This is a genomic window from Rhizobium sp. AC27/96 (assembly GCF_001692325.1).
Taxonomy (GTDB): domain Bacteria; phylum Pseudomonadota; class Alphaproteobacteria; order Rhizobiales; family Rhizobiaceae; genus Rhizobium.
The window spans coordinates 277,923-294,102 of sequence record NZ_LXKN01000001.1; the positions used below are offsets into that span (position 1 = coordinate 277,923).

Consider the following 16,180-nt stretch of genomic DNA (forward strand, 5'->3'; position numbering starts at 1 on the left):
GCGGTTCCGCCTCAGCCGGGCAATTGCGGCTGGACCTTTTCCTCGATGAAAAGCTCGTTGATGACCGTCATGACGATCAGCGACAGCGGCAGCGCCAGCATGGCGCCGACGGCGCCCCACATCCATGTCCAGAAGATGATGGCGAAGAAGACGACGAAGGGATTGAGCTCCCATTGGCGGCCCATGATCGCGGGAAAGACCAGGTTTTCCACGGCCAGATGCACGGCAAAGAAGACAATGGCCGGGGCGAGCGCGATGACGATGTCCGAATGCGTGATGATCCCGGCAATCGCCAGCGCGATCGTCATCGTCGTGACGCCGAGGAATGGGATGAAGCTGGCAACGAAGGCGAACACGCCCCAAAGCACCGGCACGCTCAAGCCGCCGACATAGGCGATGATGGTCATGGCGACGCCGATGCCGGCATAAATCAATGAGGCCGTGGCGAAATAGAAGCCGAGCACCTGCTCCACCGCATTGATGATCCGGATCGTCGTCAGCCTCGCCGCCCGGTTGGAAAAGGCCATGATGATCGTCTTGCGCAGGGTGATGCGGCTGGCGAGAAACAACAGCAATGCCGCAAAGAAGATCAGGATCTGAACGATGGCCGGAGTGAGATTGCTGGAAACGACATGCAGAACATTGCCGCTGTTTTCCAGCAGGGTGCTGATCGACATGGGGCCGCTCTGGAAGGTTTCCGGCGAAATATGCAGCCATTTGAAACGATCGAGATAAGGCATCAGCCTATCGGAGGTTCGCTGGAAGAAGTCGGGAGCTTCCTGAGCCAGCTTTGCCAGCGGTCCCGCCAGCGCATTGATAATCAGGAAGATGGCCAGTGCCACGGCTGACGAGAGAAGCACGGCATTGAGGACGCGCGGTACGCCGAGCTTGCTCAGTTTCTCCGCCGCCAGGCCGAGGATCATGCCGACCACGACAGCCAGTGTCACCGGAATGAGGATGATTGACATCATGTAGACGCCGGCAAGCGCGAGAATGAGGAAGATGCCGATGGTCGCCCAGGCCGCGGCGACTTGAAGCTGGCCCCTTGGTGTATTATCCCCGAGCTCAGACGCAGTCATGTCGTTACCGTAGGCCTGGGAGATGTTTCTCCCGGCACTGAAGTTGCCTTCGCCCGCCGCCGATCCGCGTGGCTGCTTGCCGGCGGCCTTATCAATCTCCATGCCCGTCAAATCCCCGAAGGCACGATCGCCTTACCACCCAAACGCGAAAGACCCGTTCCGGTTCCGGAACGGGTCTCGATACGTCTGGGTGTTGGGGGAATCAGGCGATCAGGTTCAGACCGATGCCCCAGGGATCGCGCAACGAAACGCCGCCATCGCGCTTCTGCGTCTTGATCTCGTGCTGCTCCAGAGCGGCGACAGCACTGTCGAGTGCGGCCTTGTCGTTGAAACGCAATGTATAGTCGGAGAGGCCGGTCATGTGCTCGGAGCGGACGCCAGCACCTCGGCTGTTCCATGTATTGGCGCCGAGATGGTGGTGATAGCCGCCGGTCGCCAGGAAAGTGGCACCGGGATAACGCGCAGCCATGACCTTCATGCCGAGAACATCGCGGTAGAAGGCATTGGCTTCGACAACATCGCCAACCTGCAGGTGAATGTGCCCAATGGCCGAACCATCGGCCATGCCGTCCCAGCGATCCTGCGGTGCGCTTTCGTAGAGCGCCTGCAGATCGAGCCGCAGCGTTGCCATCTCCACCGTGCCGTCGCCGTGGAATTTCCACTGGTCGTGCGGCCGGTCAGCATAGATCTCGATGCCGTTGCCCTCGGGGTCGGAAAGATAGATCGCCTCGCTGACGATATGATCCGATGCACCCTCGAGCACGACGTTATTCTGTGCGGCATGCCGCAGCCAGCGGGCAAGCTCCACACGGTTCGGCAAAAGGAAGGCGGTATGAAACAGGCCGGCGGCCGATTGTGGCGCGCGCACTGCAGCCCGATCCGTGGTCAAGGTCAACAGGGGCTGGCCGGCGACACCCAAGACTTCGCCGCTCGCCGTCTTCTCGATCACCTTCAGGCCAAGCATGTCCTGATAGAAGCGCGATACCAATGGCAGGTCGGTGACGACGAGATGCGATTGGCCGACATAGGCAGGGCGTGTCAGTGCGTAGGAGGGGACAATTTCGGTCATGGGGGTCAGTTCCAACCTCGATACATGTGAAAAAAGGCAACCGGCGTCGGCGGCAAGTAGCCGTCAGTGGCGGGTCGGAGATTTCGCCGGTTGATATGCCTCTTTGATATTCTCGGCCCGCTGTACTTGATGCTGTATATGGTGGAATTCGATTGTTCACAGAAGACCAGAAATTGCGGATTGAGCGTTCGCTTCCTGTTGACGAGATGCCTTAGCCGTTCACGAAGATTTATCGAAATGCCCGTTGCGTGCGGTTGCGTCCACCTTGGCGAGGTGCAAGGATCGGGCGGTTACGGAATTGGAACACGCATTATATGGCCGACTACAAGGGCATTCGCTGGGCTTATGACCGGTATGAAGTGATCGCCGACAGCATTGTCAACGGCGTCGGTGTCGTCTTTGCGCTCATCGGCGCGACGGTGCTGATCTTCTACGCGACCGTCTGGAGCTCCCATGGCGAAATCGCCGCCGCCTGGATCTACAGCATCGGCCTCGTGCTGACCCTGGGGATGTCCTTCACCTATAATCTGTGGCCCGTGTCGCGGACGAAGTGGTTTCTCCGGCGTTTCGACCACTCCTTTATCTACGTGCTGATTGCCGCCACCTATACGCCTTTTCTCGAGCGTGGCGCCGAGGATCCGCTGCTGTTTACGATGCTGATCGCGGTCTGGGTTTTCGCGGCCTTCGGCATCGTGCTGAAATGCCTGTTTCCGGGGCGCTACGATCGGCTGGCGATCCTGCTCTATCTCGCCATGGGCTGGAGCGGTGTCGTCGTGGCCAAGCCCGTTTCGATGTATATCCCCTTTGCCTCGATGCTGCTGATCGTCATCGGCGGGGTGATCTACTCGCTGGGTGTCATCTTTCACGTATGGGAAAAGCTGCGTTTCCAGAACGCTATCTGGCATGGCTTCGTGGTTGCGGCCGCAGCCGTGCACTATTCGGCGGTGCTGACATGCTTCAGCCTGTCACCGGAAGGCTTTTGACGACCTGCGCTGTCGGCGTACATTTCTTCGTGGACCGCAGGCTGCGCGCCAGACGCATGACGATGACGTCGTAGCGCTGCATGTCCGCCTTTGAATAATCCATCTGGAAGAACGCGGCTCCGCCGTTGCAAAGCGCCACGCCGCGAACATAGACGATACGGCCCTGTTTCGTGCCCGAAAAGCTGATGCCGCGCGAAGTTGATTTGGAATAGGAGATCTTCCAGCCCTGATCCTTGGCCAACGCGACACGCACATTCGCTTCCGTCGTGAAGTCGCCATTGGCGACCGCCGTGCCGAAAACCTGCAGCATCGCGGACCGGTCCGCCGGTGACAGCGCAAGGCGGTTGAGGTCGTCGGATGGTGCCGAAAGATGGAAATCCGACGGCAGTTCGATCGCATAACCGAAGCCCGCATTATCATAGGACCACCAGTCGGCGGCAAGTGCCGAGGTGGGGCAAAGAAGCAGGAGAGCGATCAGACGCGCGAGCATTGCGGTTTCCGGGAGGCGGGTTCTGCAAACCGATCAAGAATAGCCCTATTTTCCATAGGAATTCCATAGCGATTTAGGAAATGGGTGTAAATTAGCTCAAATTCGTTACAGCTTCATTGCGAGCCATGCAGAAATGACGGTTTAGCCGGCTGACGCCTGCAATTGTGATGTCGCGGCGGTGAAAAAGCTTGCTAACTTCGTCATAAGCCCCGCGAAAAGCCGATTTCAGTGGTTTACGTCCGGTTTTCCCTTGCCGGGACTTGAGAGGGGTTACCCTTTCGCCTATCCCTGCACCCTAGCTCCGGTTCTTCCGGATTCCGCATGATGATTCAGTAGGGGGAAGGCATGGCCGGTGTCACGGGCCTGACATTCCTGGCTCTATGTTTGCCCTTTTTCGGTGCGCTGATAGTGCCCGTTCTTGTTCGCTGGCTTGGACATAACGCAGCCTGGCTGCTGTCTCTGCTTCCCGCACTCGCCTTTCTCTATTTTGTCGGCTTTCTGCCCGAGATTGCTTCGGGCCGGATTGTTGAAGGCGGCTTCGATTGGGTGCCGAGCCTCGGCTTGCGTTTTTCCTGGCTGCTCGATGGCCTGTCGCTGACCTTCGCCCTGCTCATCACCGGCATCGGCACGCTGATTATCCTTTACACGGGCGGCTATCTGAAGGGACATGCGGATCTCGGGCGCTTCTTCTCTTTCATGTTCCTGTTCATGGGCTCGATGCTTGGCCTCGTCGTCTCCGATAGTTTCCTGACGCTGTTCGTCTTCTGGGAGCTGACGTCGATCACCTCTTTCCTGTTGATCGGCTTCGACCATCAGCGGGAAGCGTCGCGCCGGGCGGCGCTACAGGCCCTGGTCGTTACTGGCGGCGGCGGTTTGCTGTTGCTGGCGGGCCTGCTGCTGATCTGGCAGATCACCGGCATCGCCTCCATGTCCGAACTGCTGCAATCCGGCGACGCCCTGCGCACAAGCCCGCTCTATCTCGCCGCCTTGATTCTGGTGCTCGGCGGCGCTTTCACCAAGTCGGCGCAGTTTCCGTTTCACTTCTGGCTGCCGAATGCCATGGAAGCGCCGACGCCCGTATCGGCCTATCTGCATTCCGCGACGATGGTGAAGGCCGGCATCTATCTGCTGATGCGGCTCAATCCTGTCATGGGCGATACCGTGGCGTGGCAGACGATTTTGCCAAGCTTCGGTGCTGCAACGCTGTTGGTCGGGACCTTGCTGGCGATCCGGCAGACCGACCTGAAGCTGAAGCTCGCCTATACGACGGTTTCCTCGCTCGGCCTGCTGGTATTGCTCACCGGTTTCGGCACGGATTATGCCATCGAAGCCGCCGTGCTCTATCTGGTGGCGCATTCGCTGTTCAAGGGCGCTCTGTTCATGGTCGCCGGCATTGTCGATCATGAAACGGGAACGCGCGACATCACGCGTCTGGGCGGCCTGCGCTCTGCCATGCCGCTGACCTTCGCCGCAGCGATTGTTGCTGCCGTCTCGATGGGCGGCCTGCCGCCTGCCTTCGGCTTTCTCGCCAAGGAGGAAATCTACGCGGCACTGACACAGGCCTCGCCATGGGCTGTTATCCTCACGATCATCGCCGTTGTCGGCAACGCGCTGATGTTTGCCATCGCCTTTGCCGTGGCACTGAAACCCTTTATCGGGCCGCTCATCGAGACGCCACGCCATCCGCATGAGGCGCCGCCATTGCTGTGGCTCGGGCCGGTGGTGCTTGCCTTGCTTGGCCTCGCTTCGGCCTTGCTCTCGGGATTATGGCACGTCTACGTCTCCTCGCCGATGGCCAGTGCCGTCGGCGGCAAGGAGCTGCATATCTCGGTCTCGCTCGTCCCGCATATCGGCTTGCCCCTGGCGCTCTCGCTCGTCACCGTGCTCATCGGCATCCTTGTCTACTGGCAGCTCGATCGCGCCCGTTTCCTGATGTCGGTGATCTTGCGGAACCTGGGTCCAGGGCCGGATCGCGGTTTCGATGGTTTCATCTCCGGTCTTGTACGAGTGTCGCATGTCGTCTCGCGCGTCCTGCAACCGGGTCGCCTCGAAATCTACGTGACGGTCGCTTTTCTCTGTGTCGCGGCCATGCTTCTGCTTCCGCTCATTATCCATGGCGAATTGCCGGCAATTCCCGCCTGGCCGAATTTGCAATGGCATGAGGCGACGATCTTCCTCATCGCCGTCATCGGCCTTGCCGCCGTGGTTCTAGCGCGCGACCGTCTGACAGCCATCGTTTCGCTCGGCGTTCAAGGCTTTGCGGTCGCCGTCATCTTCCTGCTGTTCGGCGCACCGGATCTGTCCTTTACCCAGTTCATGGTCGAGACCCTTGCGGTCGTCATCCTGGCCCTGGTGATGACGCGGCTGCATCTTTCGCCCTCGGATCGCCGTCCGCCGCTGAAAATGCTCGCCCATGCGCTGATTGCCATCGCCTGCGGCACCGGCTTCGGCCTGCTGTTGCTGAAAGCGACGGAGGCGCCGTTCGATCTGACGCTGACGGCCTTCTTCAATCATTATTCGAAGCTGATCGCCCATGGTGACAATGTCGTCAACGTCATCATTGTCGACTTCCGAGGCACGGATACGCTCGGCGAGATCGCCGTCGTTGCCATCACCGGGCTTGCAATTCTGGCGCTGATCCGCATCCGCGCCGGCGGCGAGCGCAAACTCGCGGCCAATGATCCGGATAGCGAAGAAAAGTTGGAGGCGGAGCGCGCATGAATACGCTGATTTTCCGCACCGCCGCACCGTTTCTGACGGCCTTGATGCTGCTCTTTTCAGTCTTCGTGCTGTTGCGCGGCCATAACGAGCCCGGCGGCGGCTTTATCGGTGGGCTGATCGCGGCTTCCGCCTTTGCGATCTATGGTATCGCCTGCGGTGTGACGGCCGTGCGTCGCGCCATCATCTTTCATCCACTGGCGATCGCCGGCTTTGGCCTGCTGGCAGCCACCATCGCCGGCTTCGTGTCCGTCTTCTCCGGCGTGCCGTTCATGACCGGGCTGTGGATCTATCCGCACCTGTTCGGCGTCGAAGTGCCGCTTTCCACCGTCATGCTCTTCGATATCGGCGTCTATCTGGTTGTCGTCGGCGCCATCACTTCGATCGCGCTTGCGCTTGAAGAGCGGGAGGTGGATTGATGGAGGTCGTCTTCGCCGCTCTGGTCGGCCTTTTCTTCGCCGCCGCGATCTATCTGATGCTGTCGAAATTCTCGATCCGCATCATGCTCGGCATCGCGATCCTCGGCAATGCCGTCAACCTGCTGCTCTTTACCGCCGGCCGGATAACGCGGGAAGTCCCGCCCATCATTCCGCAAGGCCAAAGCACGCTGGATCTGGCCGCGGCCAACCCGCTGCCACAGGCGCTGATCCTGACGGCGATCGTCATCTCCTTTTCGTTTCTCGCCTTTCTGCTTGTTCTGACCTATCGGGCCTATCAGGACCTCAAGACGGACAATACCGGCGAGATGCGAGTGGCTGAGCCACACGAGCGGCCGCTGCCGCCTTTGGGGTACTGACGAGATGGCCGGACCGACCGACATTCCCGTCGATCTCTCTGCCGCGCTGGTGGCGGCACCTGTGCCACTCGGGCACTGGCTGGTCATCCTGCCGGTCGCCCTGTGCATTTGCCTTGGCGCCATACTCCTGATGTTGCGTAACCGCACGGAATGGCACGCCTGGATCGCTATTCCCGGCCTGCTGCTGCTGGTGCTGATCGACACCGCCTTGCTTTACAAGGTTGCCAGCGAAGGCGCGGTGACCATGGTCATGGGCCGATGGCTGCCGCCTTTCGGTATCGCCTTCAGCGTCGATCTCCTCGGCGCTGCCATGGCACTGGCTGCGGCGATCGTGGCGCTTGCGGCTAGCATCTATGCACTCGGAGAGATCGGCACCAGCGGCCGCCGCTACGGGTTTTTCCCGTTCTTGATGCTGTTGTTGGCCGGCGTCAGCGGCGCCTTCCTCACAGGAGACGTCTTCAATCTCTATGTCTGGTTTGAGGTGCTGCTGATTTCGTCCTTTGGCCTGCTGATCCTCGGCTCGGAACGGGAGCAGATCGACGGCGCGCTGAAGTATGCCGTGCTGAACCTCATCGCCACCACGCTGTTTCTCGTTTCTGTCGGCTATCTCTATGCCATCTTCGGCACGCTCAACATGGCTGACATCGCGATCAGGGCAAGGGCAGGCGATACCACCGCGCCGTTGATGACACTGGCCGGTCTGTTTCTGCTCGCTTTCGGCATGAAGGCGGCTGCTTTCCCGGTCAATTTCTGGCTACCAGCTTCCTACCATACGCCGCTTATCACCGTTTCAGCCCTGTTTGCTGGCCTCCTGACCAAAGTCGGTGTCTATGCGCTCATCAGGGTTCTGGTCATGTTGCTGCCGGTCGAGCGCATGGAACTCGGCCCGATGATAACGGTCGTTGCCATCGCCACGATGCTGGCGGGGGTGCTTGGGGCACTCGGCTCGAACGACATTCGCCGTATGCTCGGCTATATCGTCATATCGGGGATAGGCACGATGCTGGCGGGTATCGCTCTTGGCAGTGCCGATGGCCTCAGCGGAACGCTCTTTTATGCGCTGCACTCCATGGTGCTGATGACGGCGCTCTATCTGCTTGCGGGCGAGGCTGCCCGGCTCGGCGGCAGCTTTTCGCTGACGTCTCTTGGCGGTCTTTACCGGCGGAACGGTTGGTTCGCCGGCCTCTCCTTGGTACTGTTCTTCGCTGTCAGCGGACTGCCGCCCTTTTCCGGCTTCTGGCCGAAGGTAGTTCTGGTAAAGGCAGCGCTTGCCACCGGCGCATGGTGGCTCGCCGCCACGATCCTGCTTGCCGGCTTCCTGACCACGATCGTCTTCGGCCGCGTCTTCCTGCTGGCCTATTGGCGACCTGCGGTGGATGCCACTGCCGTCTCGGCAGAGCCGATCAGGTGGCAGGCAAGCATGCCGCTTCTCGCTCTTACCGTGCTCGTTGTCGCCTTCGGCTTCTTTCCCGAAAGGCTTTTGCAGCTGACCCAATCTGCCGCGGCTGGTCTTGAACAGCCGACTGCCTATCTGAACTCGGTCTTCCCGCCGGCGGAGGCCAAGCAATGATCCTGTTTGTCTTCAACCTGTTGCTCGCCATCGTCTGGGTCGCCATCACAGGCAGCACCTCTTTCGTCAATCTGTTGTTTGGTTTCGTCCTCGCGGCGATTGCGCTCGCCATCGTGCGGTCTTCCTATGGCGGCGTGCTTTATCTCGGTCGCGTTCGCCGTATCCTTGCACTCTTCTTCCTGTTTCTCGGCGAACTTGCCAAATCCGCCTGGGCGGTCGCCGTTGCGGTCATGAGCCCGAAGATGGATGTGAAGCCCGGGATTTTTGCCTTCCCTTTGACCGTCGACCGCGATTTCGAAATCACGCTGCTCGCCAATCTCATCACGCTGACGCCAGGCACGCTATCCGTTGATGTGTCCGACGATCGCAAGACCCTGTATGTCCACGCGCTTGATTGCTCCGATCCGGAGGCCATCCGGCGCAGCATTGCCGATGGCTTCGAACGCCGTATTCTGGAGGCTTTCCGATGATGGCTGCATCCATCGTTTCGGCGGCGGCAATGGTCGCACTCGGCATTCTGAGCCTTGCGTTGCTGTTCACCGTTTATCGTGTGGTCGCCGGTCCGACATTGCCGGACCGAATTGTGGCGCTCGATATGCTGGTGGCGATCGCGATCGGTTTTATCGCCGTCATCGCCATTAAGACCGGATTTACGCTCTATATCGATATCGCCATTTCGCTGGGCCTTGTCGGCTTTCTTGCGACCGTCGCCTTTGCCCGGTTTGTCCTTACCCAGGCACAGACCGGCACTTCTGCACAACCTCCCGCCGAACGGGAGAATAGTAACGAATCGCCGAAGAAGCGGCCGCGCAAGCAAAACCGGCGACAAAAGGGAGGACGGTGATGGATCTGCTTTGGGCCATCCTCGTGGCCGTTATCCTGCTCGCGGGGGCGTTGTTCTCGCTCATCGCCGCAATCGGCATCGTTCGCTTGCCCGACCTTTATAGCCGCATGCATGCCGCCTCGAAGGCGGGCACAGTCGGCTCCGGCCTTTTGCTACTTGCGGTCGGTATTCATTCGCAGGACTTCTCGATATTGGCACGATCTCTCGCCGGATTCGTCTTTTTTGTGCTGACAGCACCGATCGCGGCCCATCTTCTCGCACGAGCGGCGCACAAGGCCGGGTATCGACTGACCGAGCCTTCCATACGGGATGAATTGTTACTTCAACGGCAAATCGCGAGACGCGTGTATAGGAAGAAGAGCTAACAAACGCAAAGATTGTTAAAGAAGCAATAGCAGTTCGCCTCTTTAGTTATCTGTTTTTTAGTAGATGAATTTTTTGCGAAGAAATGTTGGTATTAAAAACTGGACATTTGGGTAAAGAGTGCTAATTCAGATTCAAGTAGAGTTCTGATGTTGAGTTAGTCTCGGCCGGGTTTAAGCTCTCAATGCTTTTAACTTTCTTGGGGAAAAGCTGAGCAAAACTTTCCTCCGGTTAACGATTGGAGATCACCTCGTGTGGTCGCTAATCCTGACATCAGGCGGCAAGAAGCGGTTTTCTTCGCGTGAAGTCTAGGGGTGGATTTCCTGCGGTATGAAATGTGGCGTTTATGCACCGTTTTTTGCTGATGGCTGCTACGAATACGGGCGATGCGTTTGTGCGGATTGCTCGGCGCTACGGGACTTGGGGATCACCAGATTTCTGGGCTAGGCGCGGATTACATAGCAACGTTGCGCCTTGTGGGCTCTCCGGAGACGCGGCGCAGCAAGCAAGCCGATGAACAGGAGAACACAATGTCAGATACGGCCCTTGGCAATGGGCAGGAGTTACTGGTTGAACTGACCGCCGACATCGTTGCGGCCTATGTCAGCAACCATGTCGTACCGGTCAGCGACCTTCCGAATTTGATTTCCGACGTACATTCCGCCTTGAGCAGCACCTCGGTTCCGGCGCCTGCCGTTACCGTTGTGGAAAAGCAGAAGCCGGCCGTATCTGTCCGTAAATCGGTACAGGATGACCAGATTACGTGCTTGGAATGTGGTGGAAGCTTCAAGTCGCTGAAGCGCCACTTGATGACCCATCATGGTCTTTCGCCCGAAGAGTATCGCGAGAAGTGGGATCTGGCAGCGGATTATCCGATGGTGGCGCCTGCTTACGCGGAAGCGCGTTCCCGCCTTGCGAAGGAAATGGGTCTCGGGCAGCGCCGCAAGCGCGGCAGCCGCTGAGAGTGATGACGCTTGAAGAAAAACCCGGCTTTCGAGCCGGGTTTTGACTGTTGCCGCCCGGTAGCGGCCTGGATCGATTGGGTCCTGTATTCGTGCAGTCGACGAGGCTGAAACATTTTCCCCACCGGAAATCCCGGCACTTCTCCCGGAATTACCTAGGCCTGCTTCGAATAGTGTTTTATTGGGGTTTTCCCGGTTTTAGGTTGATGTGAGCGTGCTTGGCGATAATGAAGCCGGCGACTCCGTAACTTGCACTCCACTCAATGCGGAAATGCTCCTCCGTCCTGGTGATCTCCAAGTCGAAGATGATGCAAGGCACCATAGCGAAGTCGGTGCAACTGATATTGCTCACATCTTCTAGGATAAGAGTGACTATCGCGTGTTTGTCCAAGACGAAGTAACCCTTCGCGTCCACCTTGTCCGTTATATTCCAGGCATGGATGCGTAGCAGGCCCGCTCCCTTGTCGGGAAAGCTGATCTCAAGCAGTTCGGCATCATGGAAGCGGGGTATCCGCCCAAACCACTTGAGTAGCGACTCACCACCGGGAATCTCGCTGAATACGGACGCAGGGGACATTAAGGCTCGCTAGTGCTTGGTTGAGTGGCTGCGATTGCGTTGTTCAGGGCAGCCCTGGAGTTTTCGCAGGAGCCTGTAGCGTGAACCCCAACGGCGCGGCGTCAGCATAGTCGAAGGTGTTACGTCGTGCCAGCGACCTGATCACCGCCGAATGGACAGTATTTTCCCCTTATTGCGGTCAGCCTCGCCTTTGCTACTCACTCCTTAGCAGAGATCATCAATGCAATCTCCCGCGTGGTGCCTGTAGCGGCTTCCGTCTTGCGAATTTCCGAGACGCGTGCGGACAGATTTGGATATGGCTTTTAGGCAGGCGCCCTGACGCGGGCCTCTTCACGGATGCGCTTGATCATCGAGCGTAGTCCATTGGCGCGCTGCGACGAGAGATGCTCGACCAGGCCGATCTTGCCGAAGACGTCGAGCGCATCGAGTGCGGCGATTTCCGAGGCCTGTTTGCCGGAATAGGTGGCAAGCACGATTGCCACCAGCCCGCGGACGATATGCGCGTCGGAATCGCCTTCGAAGGTCAATGTCGGATTTTCGGGATCGCCGGATGCATGCGTGACAAGCCAGACCTGGCTGGCGCAGCCCTGCACCTTGTTTTCCAGTGTCCGCTTGTCTTCCGGAAGGTCAGGCAGCGCCTTGCCGAGTTCGATCACGTAGCGATAACGATCCTCCCACTCGTCTAGGAAGGCGAAGTCCTCGATGATCTTGTCAAGCGCAGCCATTGTATCTGTCCAGATTATCCATTGAGGTTGGATATAGGCGAAACGACGGGCAATTTGAACCCGCTGCAAAAAAGAACGCCGCTGACCATGTCTGGCTCGCGGCGCATGAGGAGGGCAAGTGCAGGAGGTTTCAGATCCGCGGCCGCGGCATCGGCAACGGCACGGAGGTGGGCAGGCGCACCGTTCCGGTGACGACCACATCGGCGGTCTCGGTGCCGGTCACCCGCTTGGCAGGCATCGGCTGTGTCGTTGCGGCAATCTGTTCCGGGCTTACATGCGCAGCTACAGCGTTGGCAACGTCATTGGAAGACTGATCCTTGAAGTGGCGGCCGAGCATGTCATAGGCAACGCGGGCGCCGTCACCGACCTGGTATCCAAGGGCGGTCAGCGTTTCGCCGCCCTTGACGCAGACCTCAGGCTTTTCGGTGCACATGGCGCCGACATATTGAACGACGCCCGAAGCCGCCGAAATCGCATCGGAGACCTGCATGGTCGGTTCGCCAGCCGGCCGAGGCGCGCCATCGGGCTTGGCAAAGATCGGCAGAAACATGAGAACCAGTGAAAACCAGAACCCCGCTCTAATCAGAAACCACATTTCCTTGCCCACCTTCTCTGTCGTTCGGCTCGTTCGCCTATTCGGACTGGTCTGTCCGATGTGGTTTGAACCCTATCCGGCAGAGGACAACATCGCTTTTCAAAACTTCGCGGCATTTTCGGCAAATTTGATTCAAATTTTATCTTTCCGAATTCGCACCGCATTTAGATCAAATTGTAGCGATTGCTGTTAAGCATGTCTCGCCCGATCCTGTTGATACGCAGGCATTTGCGGGCTTTGGCCTTGTCGCAAAGGTTAACGCATGGCGGAAATACGAATAAAATCCGTTGCTTACCCACTGTTAACCACAAAAAACAAAGGTCAGGCATTCTGCGCCAAAACGGGATTTTGGAGGCTTTTCGGCCGGTCGGCAGGTTCTCTCTTTATTCTTTCCTTAAGCCGCGAAGGCCTATTGTGCAGTCCAATAAGTGACCGTTTTGACGGGTTGTAGTGTGCGCGTATTGAGTAACATGGCTGTTGGGGCTGTAGCCTTCGTCGACCGGGTGAGCGGAAGCTGGCTCTCCGGAACGAGTGGGAATGGCGAGGTCCCCGCGCAGGAATTGGCGATCCTGCGCCGGCTTGCGCTTGCCTCCTCCGTCGCACTTTTCGCGGTTCCCGCCGGGCTTTCCCTCGTCACCAGCCCGGCCGTGGCGCTGCCTGCCGGTGTGGCCACGGTTTGCGCCGCCTTTCTGTTTTCCGCTGTCGGCAGCATTGCGCTGTCACGCCAGCGCCCCGCTTCCCAGGCTGCGGAAGCCATCATCGTCGAACATCGCGATCTGATGCTGCAAGCCGCCTTTGGCATGGTGTTGCTGCTCGATCCGCAGGGAAACGTGACCACCGTCGGCGGTCGCGACCGCGCGGAGTTTCTGAGCTGGATGCGCGATCCGACGGGCCGCGGCCTGATCGAGCAGATTCATGTGTCTGACAGGATCGTGTTCCTGCAGGCAATCGACGTTCTTCGTCAGGGCAGGGACGCGATCTGCGTCGATCTGCGCCTGGAACGATCCGCTGTCATCGGCTTTGACGCGCAATTCGTCCATGTTCGTGTGGAACTGACTGCCCGCCGCGATGGCGAGGGCCGGTTGACAGGCATCGTCAGCCAATTGCGCGATATATCGCAGGATCAGCAGCTTCGCGATGACGCTGCTCGTAAAACAGCGGAAGCGGAATCGGCGAATGATGCCAAGTCGCGCTTTCTGGCGGCCGTCAGCCATGAACTGCGCACACCGCTCAATGCGATCCTCGGCTTTTCCGATATTCTCAGCGGCGAATATTTCGGCAAGCTGGAAAACAATCGCCAGCGCGAATATGTCGGCCTGATTCGCCAGTCCGGCGCGCACCTTCTGTCGGTGGTCAATACCATGCTCGACATGAGCAAGATCGAAGCTGGCCGCTATGAGCTGCTGATGGAATCCTTCTCGATCGAAGATTCCATTGCGACATGCGAGGCAATGCTGGCGCTGCAGGCGAAGGAAAAGGGCCTGACCCTTTCCAGCCGCGTTCAGCGAGGCCTCGGTGAGATCGTTGCCGATCAGCGTGCGCTCCAGCAGGTCCTGATCAACCTTGTCGGCAATGCCATCAAGTTCACCGATGCCGGTGGCGCGGTCACCGTCGATGCGGCATTGACCGATGGAATGCTGAAGCTCTCGGTTGGCGATACCGGCATCGGCATTGCAAGCGAGCGGCTGGCCTCTCTGGGACAGCCCTTCGTGCAGATCCAGAACGATTACACGCGCCGCTACGCCGGCACCGGCCTTGGTCTGTCGCTTGTGAAGGGGCTGGTAGCCCTGCATGGCGGCAGCTTCTCGATAGCCAGTGCCCCGGGCGAAGGCACGGTCATCACAATTCTTATTCCGATCGATGGTTCGGGCGTCTTGGCTGTGGAGCAGCCTATGGATGTCAATCGCCCTGTCGATTTTCCGCCGCGCCTGAAACATACTGCGGAGATGAGTAAAGGGCGAAAAGAGGAAGGGATGAATGGCCCCGCAAAAGCGAAAATCGCCTAAGGGAAGAGGCAAGGGCAAGCGCAAGCAGCCTGGGCTGGCTTCTCGCGGAGCGGTCGCCCTGGGCAGCCTCAGCCTGCGCGGGGGAACCGCGCTGGGTGGTCTTGGGCTTCGCGGAGCAGGCGCCTTTGCGGGTTTGATCGGCGGCGCCGTGGGTCGGCATCCGGCGATTGCCGGCGGCGTTGCTCTCTTTCTCGGAGTTTTCGGCTTCGTCACCGCCAATGCGCTCTGGTATCAGACGGGCGCGCATCCATCGCCTTTGCTGCGCACTCGCGACCCCGGCGCTCCCTATCAGATCCCCGGCCGCAAAGCCTTCCTGCATGCACAGCAGACCGACGCCGGCAACGTCACGACTTTCCGCATCGAGCGGCAGGATTCGCTCACCGCTGCGGCACCATCGGCCAATCCCGCCGTTGCACAGTCCGCCGCGCCCTCGAAGCTGGTTGCCGACGTACAGGCCGAGCTCATTCGCCATGGCCTTTATGACGGTGCTGCGGACGGCGTGCCGGGCTCGCGCACATCAGCCGCTATTCTCTTCTTTCAGGAAGCGTCAGGCTTGACGCAGACGGGTGCCCCGACGCCTGAGCTTCTCGCCGCCCTCAAGGCCAGCAATGCCGCTGATTTCGCTCCGGCCGCAGGTGGCAGGGCGAGTGCCCCAGTCGTTCCCGCACAACGCCCTATCAATGTCTCTGCCACGGCGGAGGCCATCGATCCGGTTGCCGCGGCCATCCAGAGCGCCGAGAAGAACATGAGGACCGGCACCGTCGTGGCAAAGGCCACGCCGAGCGATGCGGTCAACACAGTCAATATGGTCATGCAGATCCAGAAGGGCCTGAGCAATATCGCCTATAGCAATGTCAGCGTCGACGGGGTTGCTGGCGAGCAGACGAAATCGGCGATCCGCCGCTTCCAGAAGCATTATCGTCTGCCGGAGACCGGCGAGCCGAACATGGCCGTTCTGAAGAAGCTGCAGGATATCGGCGCGCTTTAATCCATCGCTTCAATTGTCTCGCAGGCCGCTTGTCGCTATAGCTCGGCCATGAGATTGCGCAGCGACATCTTTGTTTCCGCCATGACCCGCCGCCTGTTTGCCCGGGGCGATTTCGCTGCCGTCGAACGAAAGGGCGAGGAGCAGGCGGGTGCTATCTTCATCCGCCAGCGCTTCCGCGACGGGTTGGAAACCCTCTACGCGCCGGCGCCGCAAAGTTTCTTCGACGGTGAGGGGGATGACGGGCGGTTGTTCGAGATCAGGGTCGATCGCCAGGAGCCGGCCGAGATCCGCAAAGTCCTCGATCGCGAAGTGAAGTTCGATCCGGATTTGTGGGTTATCGAGCTGGAGACGGATGATTTAGCCGAAATCGTCCCCTTGGCCGGTTTACGCGCCAATCCGCTTGATTGACCCGTCT

At 59.2% G+C, this 16,180-nt stretch carries 18 protein-coding genes; 12 read left to right on the top strand and 6 right to left on the bottom strand.

What is annotated here, in order from left to right:
• Nucleotides 1-11 precede the first annotated feature (11 nt).
• Together A6U86_RS01420 and A6U86_RS01425 are read right to left on the bottom strand one after the other, a co-directional pair.
• Nucleotides 12-1,181, bottom strand: coding sequence for an AI-2E family transporter (locus A6U86_RS01420; RefSeq protein WP_068385332.1), 1,170 nt, complete (start codon nt 1,179-1,181; stop codon nt 12-14).
• Nucleotides 1,182-1,281: 100 nt separating this feature from the next.
• The gene (locus A6U86_RS01425) at nt 1,282-2,148 is read right to left on the bottom strand and encodes a VOC family protein (protein WP_068385334.1); all 867 of its coding nucleotides are present in this window, start codon (nt 2,146-2,148) and stop codon (nt 1,282-1,284) included.
• A gap of 314 nt (nt 2,149-2,462) precedes the next feature.
• Here A6U86_RS01425 and A6U86_RS01430 point away from each other — a divergent pair, with 314 nt between their 5' ends.
• The gene (locus tag A6U86_RS01430; protein ID WP_068385336.1) at nt 2,463-3,131 is read left to right on the top strand and encodes a hemolysin III family protein; all 669 of its coding nucleotides are present in this window, start codon (nt 2,463-2,465) and stop codon (nt 3,129-3,131) included.
• On the opposite strand, the gene A6U86_RS01435 is transcribed toward A6U86_RS01430, so the two are convergent.
• Nucleotides 3,106-3,621 carry a hypothetical protein gene (locus A6U86_RS01435; RefSeq protein ID WP_068385339.1) on the bottom strand — a complete coding sequence of 172 codons (516 nt, stop codon included), beginning with the start codon at nt 3,619-3,621 and terminating at the stop codon, nt 3,106-3,108. The two genes, A6U86_RS01430 and A6U86_RS01435, sit on opposite strands and share 26 nt — an antisense overlap.
• 345 nt (nt 3,622-3,966) lie before the next feature.
• Here A6U86_RS01435 and A6U86_RS01440 point away from each other — a divergent pair, with 345 nt between their 5' ends.
• The 8 genes from A6U86_RS01440 (at nt 3,967) to A6U86_RS01475 (ending at nt 10,874) form a co-directional block, all read left to right on the top strand.
• Complete coding sequence (locus A6U86_RS01440) at nt 3,967-6,342, top strand: putative monovalent cation/H+ antiporter subunit A (protein WP_068385342.1); 2,376 nt, start codon at nt 3,967-3,969, stop codon at nt 6,340-6,342.
• Complete coding sequence (locus A6U86_RS01445; RefSeq protein WP_068385345.1) at nt 6,339-6,758, top strand: Na+/H+ antiporter subunit B; 420 nt, start codon at nt 6,339-6,341, stop codon at nt 6,756-6,758. The genes A6U86_RS01440 and A6U86_RS01445 overlap by 4 nt, the downstream gene beginning before the upstream one ends.
• Complete coding sequence (locus A6U86_RS01450; protein WP_068385348.1) at nt 6,758-7,135, top strand: Na+/H+ antiporter subunit C; 378 nt, start codon at nt 6,758-6,760, stop codon at nt 7,133-7,135. Before A6U86_RS01445 ends, A6U86_RS01450 begins: the two co-directional genes overlap by 1 nt.
• A 4-nt stretch (nt 7,136-7,139) precedes the next feature.
• Entirely contained in the window at nt 7,140-8,705 is a 1,566-nt protein-coding gene (locus tag A6U86_RS01455) for a Na+/H+ antiporter subunit D (protein ID WP_068385351.1), read from the top strand.
• A complete protein-coding gene (locus A6U86_RS01460) occupies nt 8,702-9,175 on the top strand; it encodes a Na+/H+ antiporter subunit E (RefSeq protein WP_068385354.1) in 474 nt (157 codons plus the stop codon). The genes A6U86_RS01455 and A6U86_RS01460 overlap by 4 nt, the downstream gene beginning before the upstream one ends.
• On the top strand, nt 9,172-9,549 hold the full coding sequence (locus A6U86_RS01465) for a cation:proton antiporter (protein ID WP_068385358.1): 378 nt from the start codon (nt 9,172-9,174) through the stop codon (nt 9,547-9,549). Before A6U86_RS01460 ends, A6U86_RS01465 begins: the two co-directional genes overlap by 4 nt.
• Nucleotides 9,549-9,914 (top strand): monovalent cation/H(+) antiporter subunit G, encoded by a 366-nt coding sequence (gene mnhG, locus A6U86_RS01470; RefSeq protein ID WP_068385361.1) that lies wholly within the window; start codon nt 9,549-9,551, stop codon nt 9,912-9,914. Before A6U86_RS01465 ends, mnhG begins: the two co-directional genes overlap by 1 nt.
• A gap of 528 nt (nt 9,915-10,442) precedes the next feature.
• Nucleotides 10,443-10,874 carry a MucR family transcriptional regulator gene (locus A6U86_RS01475; protein ID WP_068387651.1) on the top strand — a complete coding sequence of 144 codons (432 nt, stop codon included), beginning with the start codon at nt 10,443-10,445 and terminating at the stop codon, nt 10,872-10,874.
• A 178-nt stretch (nt 10,875-11,052) separates the two neighbouring features.
• Here A6U86_RS01475 and A6U86_RS01480 read toward each other — a convergent pair whose 3' ends face one another.
• The 3 genes from A6U86_RS01480 to A6U86_RS01490 form a co-directional block, all read right to left on the bottom strand.
• Nucleotides 11,053-11,451, bottom strand: a complete 399-nt coding sequence (locus A6U86_RS01480; protein WP_068385364.1) for a hypothetical protein — start codon at nt 11,449-11,451, stop codon at nt 11,053-11,055.
• A 302-nt stretch (nt 11,452-11,753) separates the two neighbouring features.
• A complete protein-coding gene (locus A6U86_RS01485) occupies nt 11,754-12,176 on the bottom strand; it encodes a SufE family protein (RefSeq protein ID WP_068385369.1) in 423 nt (140 codons plus the stop codon).
• A 130-nt stretch (nt 12,177-12,306) separates the two neighbouring features.
• The gene (locus A6U86_RS01490) at nt 12,307-12,771 is read right to left on the bottom strand and encodes a DUF5330 domain-containing protein (protein ID WP_068387655.1); all 465 of its coding nucleotides are present in this window, start codon (nt 12,769-12,771) and stop codon (nt 12,307-12,309) included.
• Between the two features lie 470 nt (nt 12,772-13,241).
• On the opposite strand from A6U86_RS01490, the gene A6U86_RS01495 reads away from it, so the two are divergent.
• The 3 genes from A6U86_RS01495 to A6U86_RS01505 are packed head-to-tail and all read left to right on the top strand — an operon-like array spanning nt 13,242 to nt 16,173.
• Nucleotides 13,242-14,777, top strand: a complete 1,536-nt coding sequence (locus A6U86_RS01495; RefSeq protein WP_198929011.1) for a HAMP domain-containing sensor histidine kinase — start codon at nt 13,242-13,244, stop codon at nt 14,775-14,777.
• Complete coding sequence (locus A6U86_RS01500; RefSeq protein WP_068385376.1) at nt 14,749-15,765, top strand: peptidoglycan-binding protein; 1,017 nt, start codon at nt 14,749-14,751, stop codon at nt 15,763-15,765. The genes A6U86_RS01495 and A6U86_RS01500 overlap by 29 nt, the downstream gene beginning before the upstream one ends.
• A gap of 48 nt (nt 15,766-15,813) precedes the next feature.
• A complete protein-coding gene (locus tag A6U86_RS01505) occupies nt 15,814-16,173 on the top strand; it encodes a DUF1491 family protein (RefSeq protein WP_068385379.1) in 360 nt (119 codons plus the stop codon).
• Nucleotides 16,174-16,180: the final 7 nt, after the last annotated feature.

What these genes read in the sequence shown, in the direction of transcription:
- A6U86_RS01450 (WP_068385348.1), top strand. Translation starts at nt 6,758, where the DNA reads ATGGAGGTCGTCTTCGCCGCTCTGGTCGGCCTTTTCTTCGCCGCCGCG.
- A6U86_RS01475 (WP_068387651.1), top strand. Translation starts at nt 10,443, where the DNA reads ATGTCAGATACGGCCCTTGGCAATGGGCAGGAGTTACTGGTTGAACTG.
- A6U86_RS01485 (WP_068385369.1), bottom strand. Translation starts at nt 12,176, where the DNA reads ATGGCTGCGCTTGACAAGATCATCGAGGACTTCGCCTTCCTAGACGAG.
- A6U86_RS01425 (WP_068385334.1), bottom strand. Translation starts at nt 2,148, where the DNA reads ATGACCGAAATTGTCCCCTCCTACGCACTGACACGCCCTGCCTATGTC.
- A6U86_RS01460 (WP_068385354.1), top strand. Translation starts at nt 8,702, where the DNA reads ATGATCCTGTTTGTCTTCAACCTGTTGCTCGCCATCGTCTGGGTCGCC.
- A6U86_RS01430 (WP_068385336.1), top strand. Translation starts at nt 2,463, where the DNA reads ATGGCCGACTACAAGGGCATTCGCTGGGCTTATGACCGGTATGAAGTG.
- mnhG (WP_068385361.1), top strand. Translation starts at nt 9,549, where the DNA reads ATGGATCTGCTTTGGGCCATCCTCGTGGCCGTTATCCTGCTCGCGGGG.
- A6U86_RS01455 (WP_068385351.1), top strand. Translation starts at nt 7,140, where the DNA reads ATGGCCGGACCGACCGACATTCCCGTCGATCTCTCTGCCGCGCTGGTG.
- A6U86_RS01495 (WP_198929011.1), top strand. Translation starts at nt 13,242, where the DNA reads ATGGCTGTTGGGGCTGTAGCCTTCGTCGACCGGGTGAGCGGAAGCTGG.
- A6U86_RS01465 (WP_068385358.1), top strand. Translation starts at nt 9,172, where the DNA reads ATGATGGCTGCATCCATCGTTTCGGCGGCGGCAATGGTCGCACTCGGC.
- A6U86_RS01490 (WP_068387655.1), bottom strand. Translation starts at nt 12,771, where the DNA reads ATGTGGTTTCTGATTAGAGCGGGGTTCTGGTTTTCACTGGTTCTCATG.
- A6U86_RS01435 (WP_068385339.1), bottom strand. Translation starts at nt 3,621, where the DNA reads ATGCTCGCGCGTCTGATCGCTCTCCTGCTTCTTTGCCCCACCTCGGCA.
- A6U86_RS01440 (WP_068385342.1), top strand. Translation starts at nt 3,967, where the DNA reads ATGGCCGGTGTCACGGGCCTGACATTCCTGGCTCTATGTTTGCCCTTT.
- A6U86_RS01505 (WP_068385379.1), top strand. Translation starts at nt 15,814, where the DNA reads ATGAGATTGCGCAGCGACATCTTTGTTTCCGCCATGACCCGCCGCCTG.
- A6U86_RS01480 (WP_068385364.1), bottom strand. Translation starts at nt 11,451, where the DNA reads ATGTCCCCTGCGTCCGTATTCAGCGAGATTCCCGGTGGTGAGTCGCTA.
- A6U86_RS01500 (WP_068385376.1), top strand. Translation starts at nt 14,749, where the DNA reads ATGGCCCCGCAAAAGCGAAAATCGCCTAAGGGAAGAGGCAAGGGCAAG.
- A6U86_RS01420 (WP_068385332.1), bottom strand. Translation starts at nt 1,181, where the DNA reads ATGGAGATTGATAAGGCCGCCGGCAAGCAGCCACGCGGATCGGCGGCG.
- A6U86_RS01445 (WP_068385345.1), top strand. Translation starts at nt 6,339, where the DNA reads ATGAATACGCTGATTTTCCGCACCGCCGCACCGTTTCTGACGGCCTTG.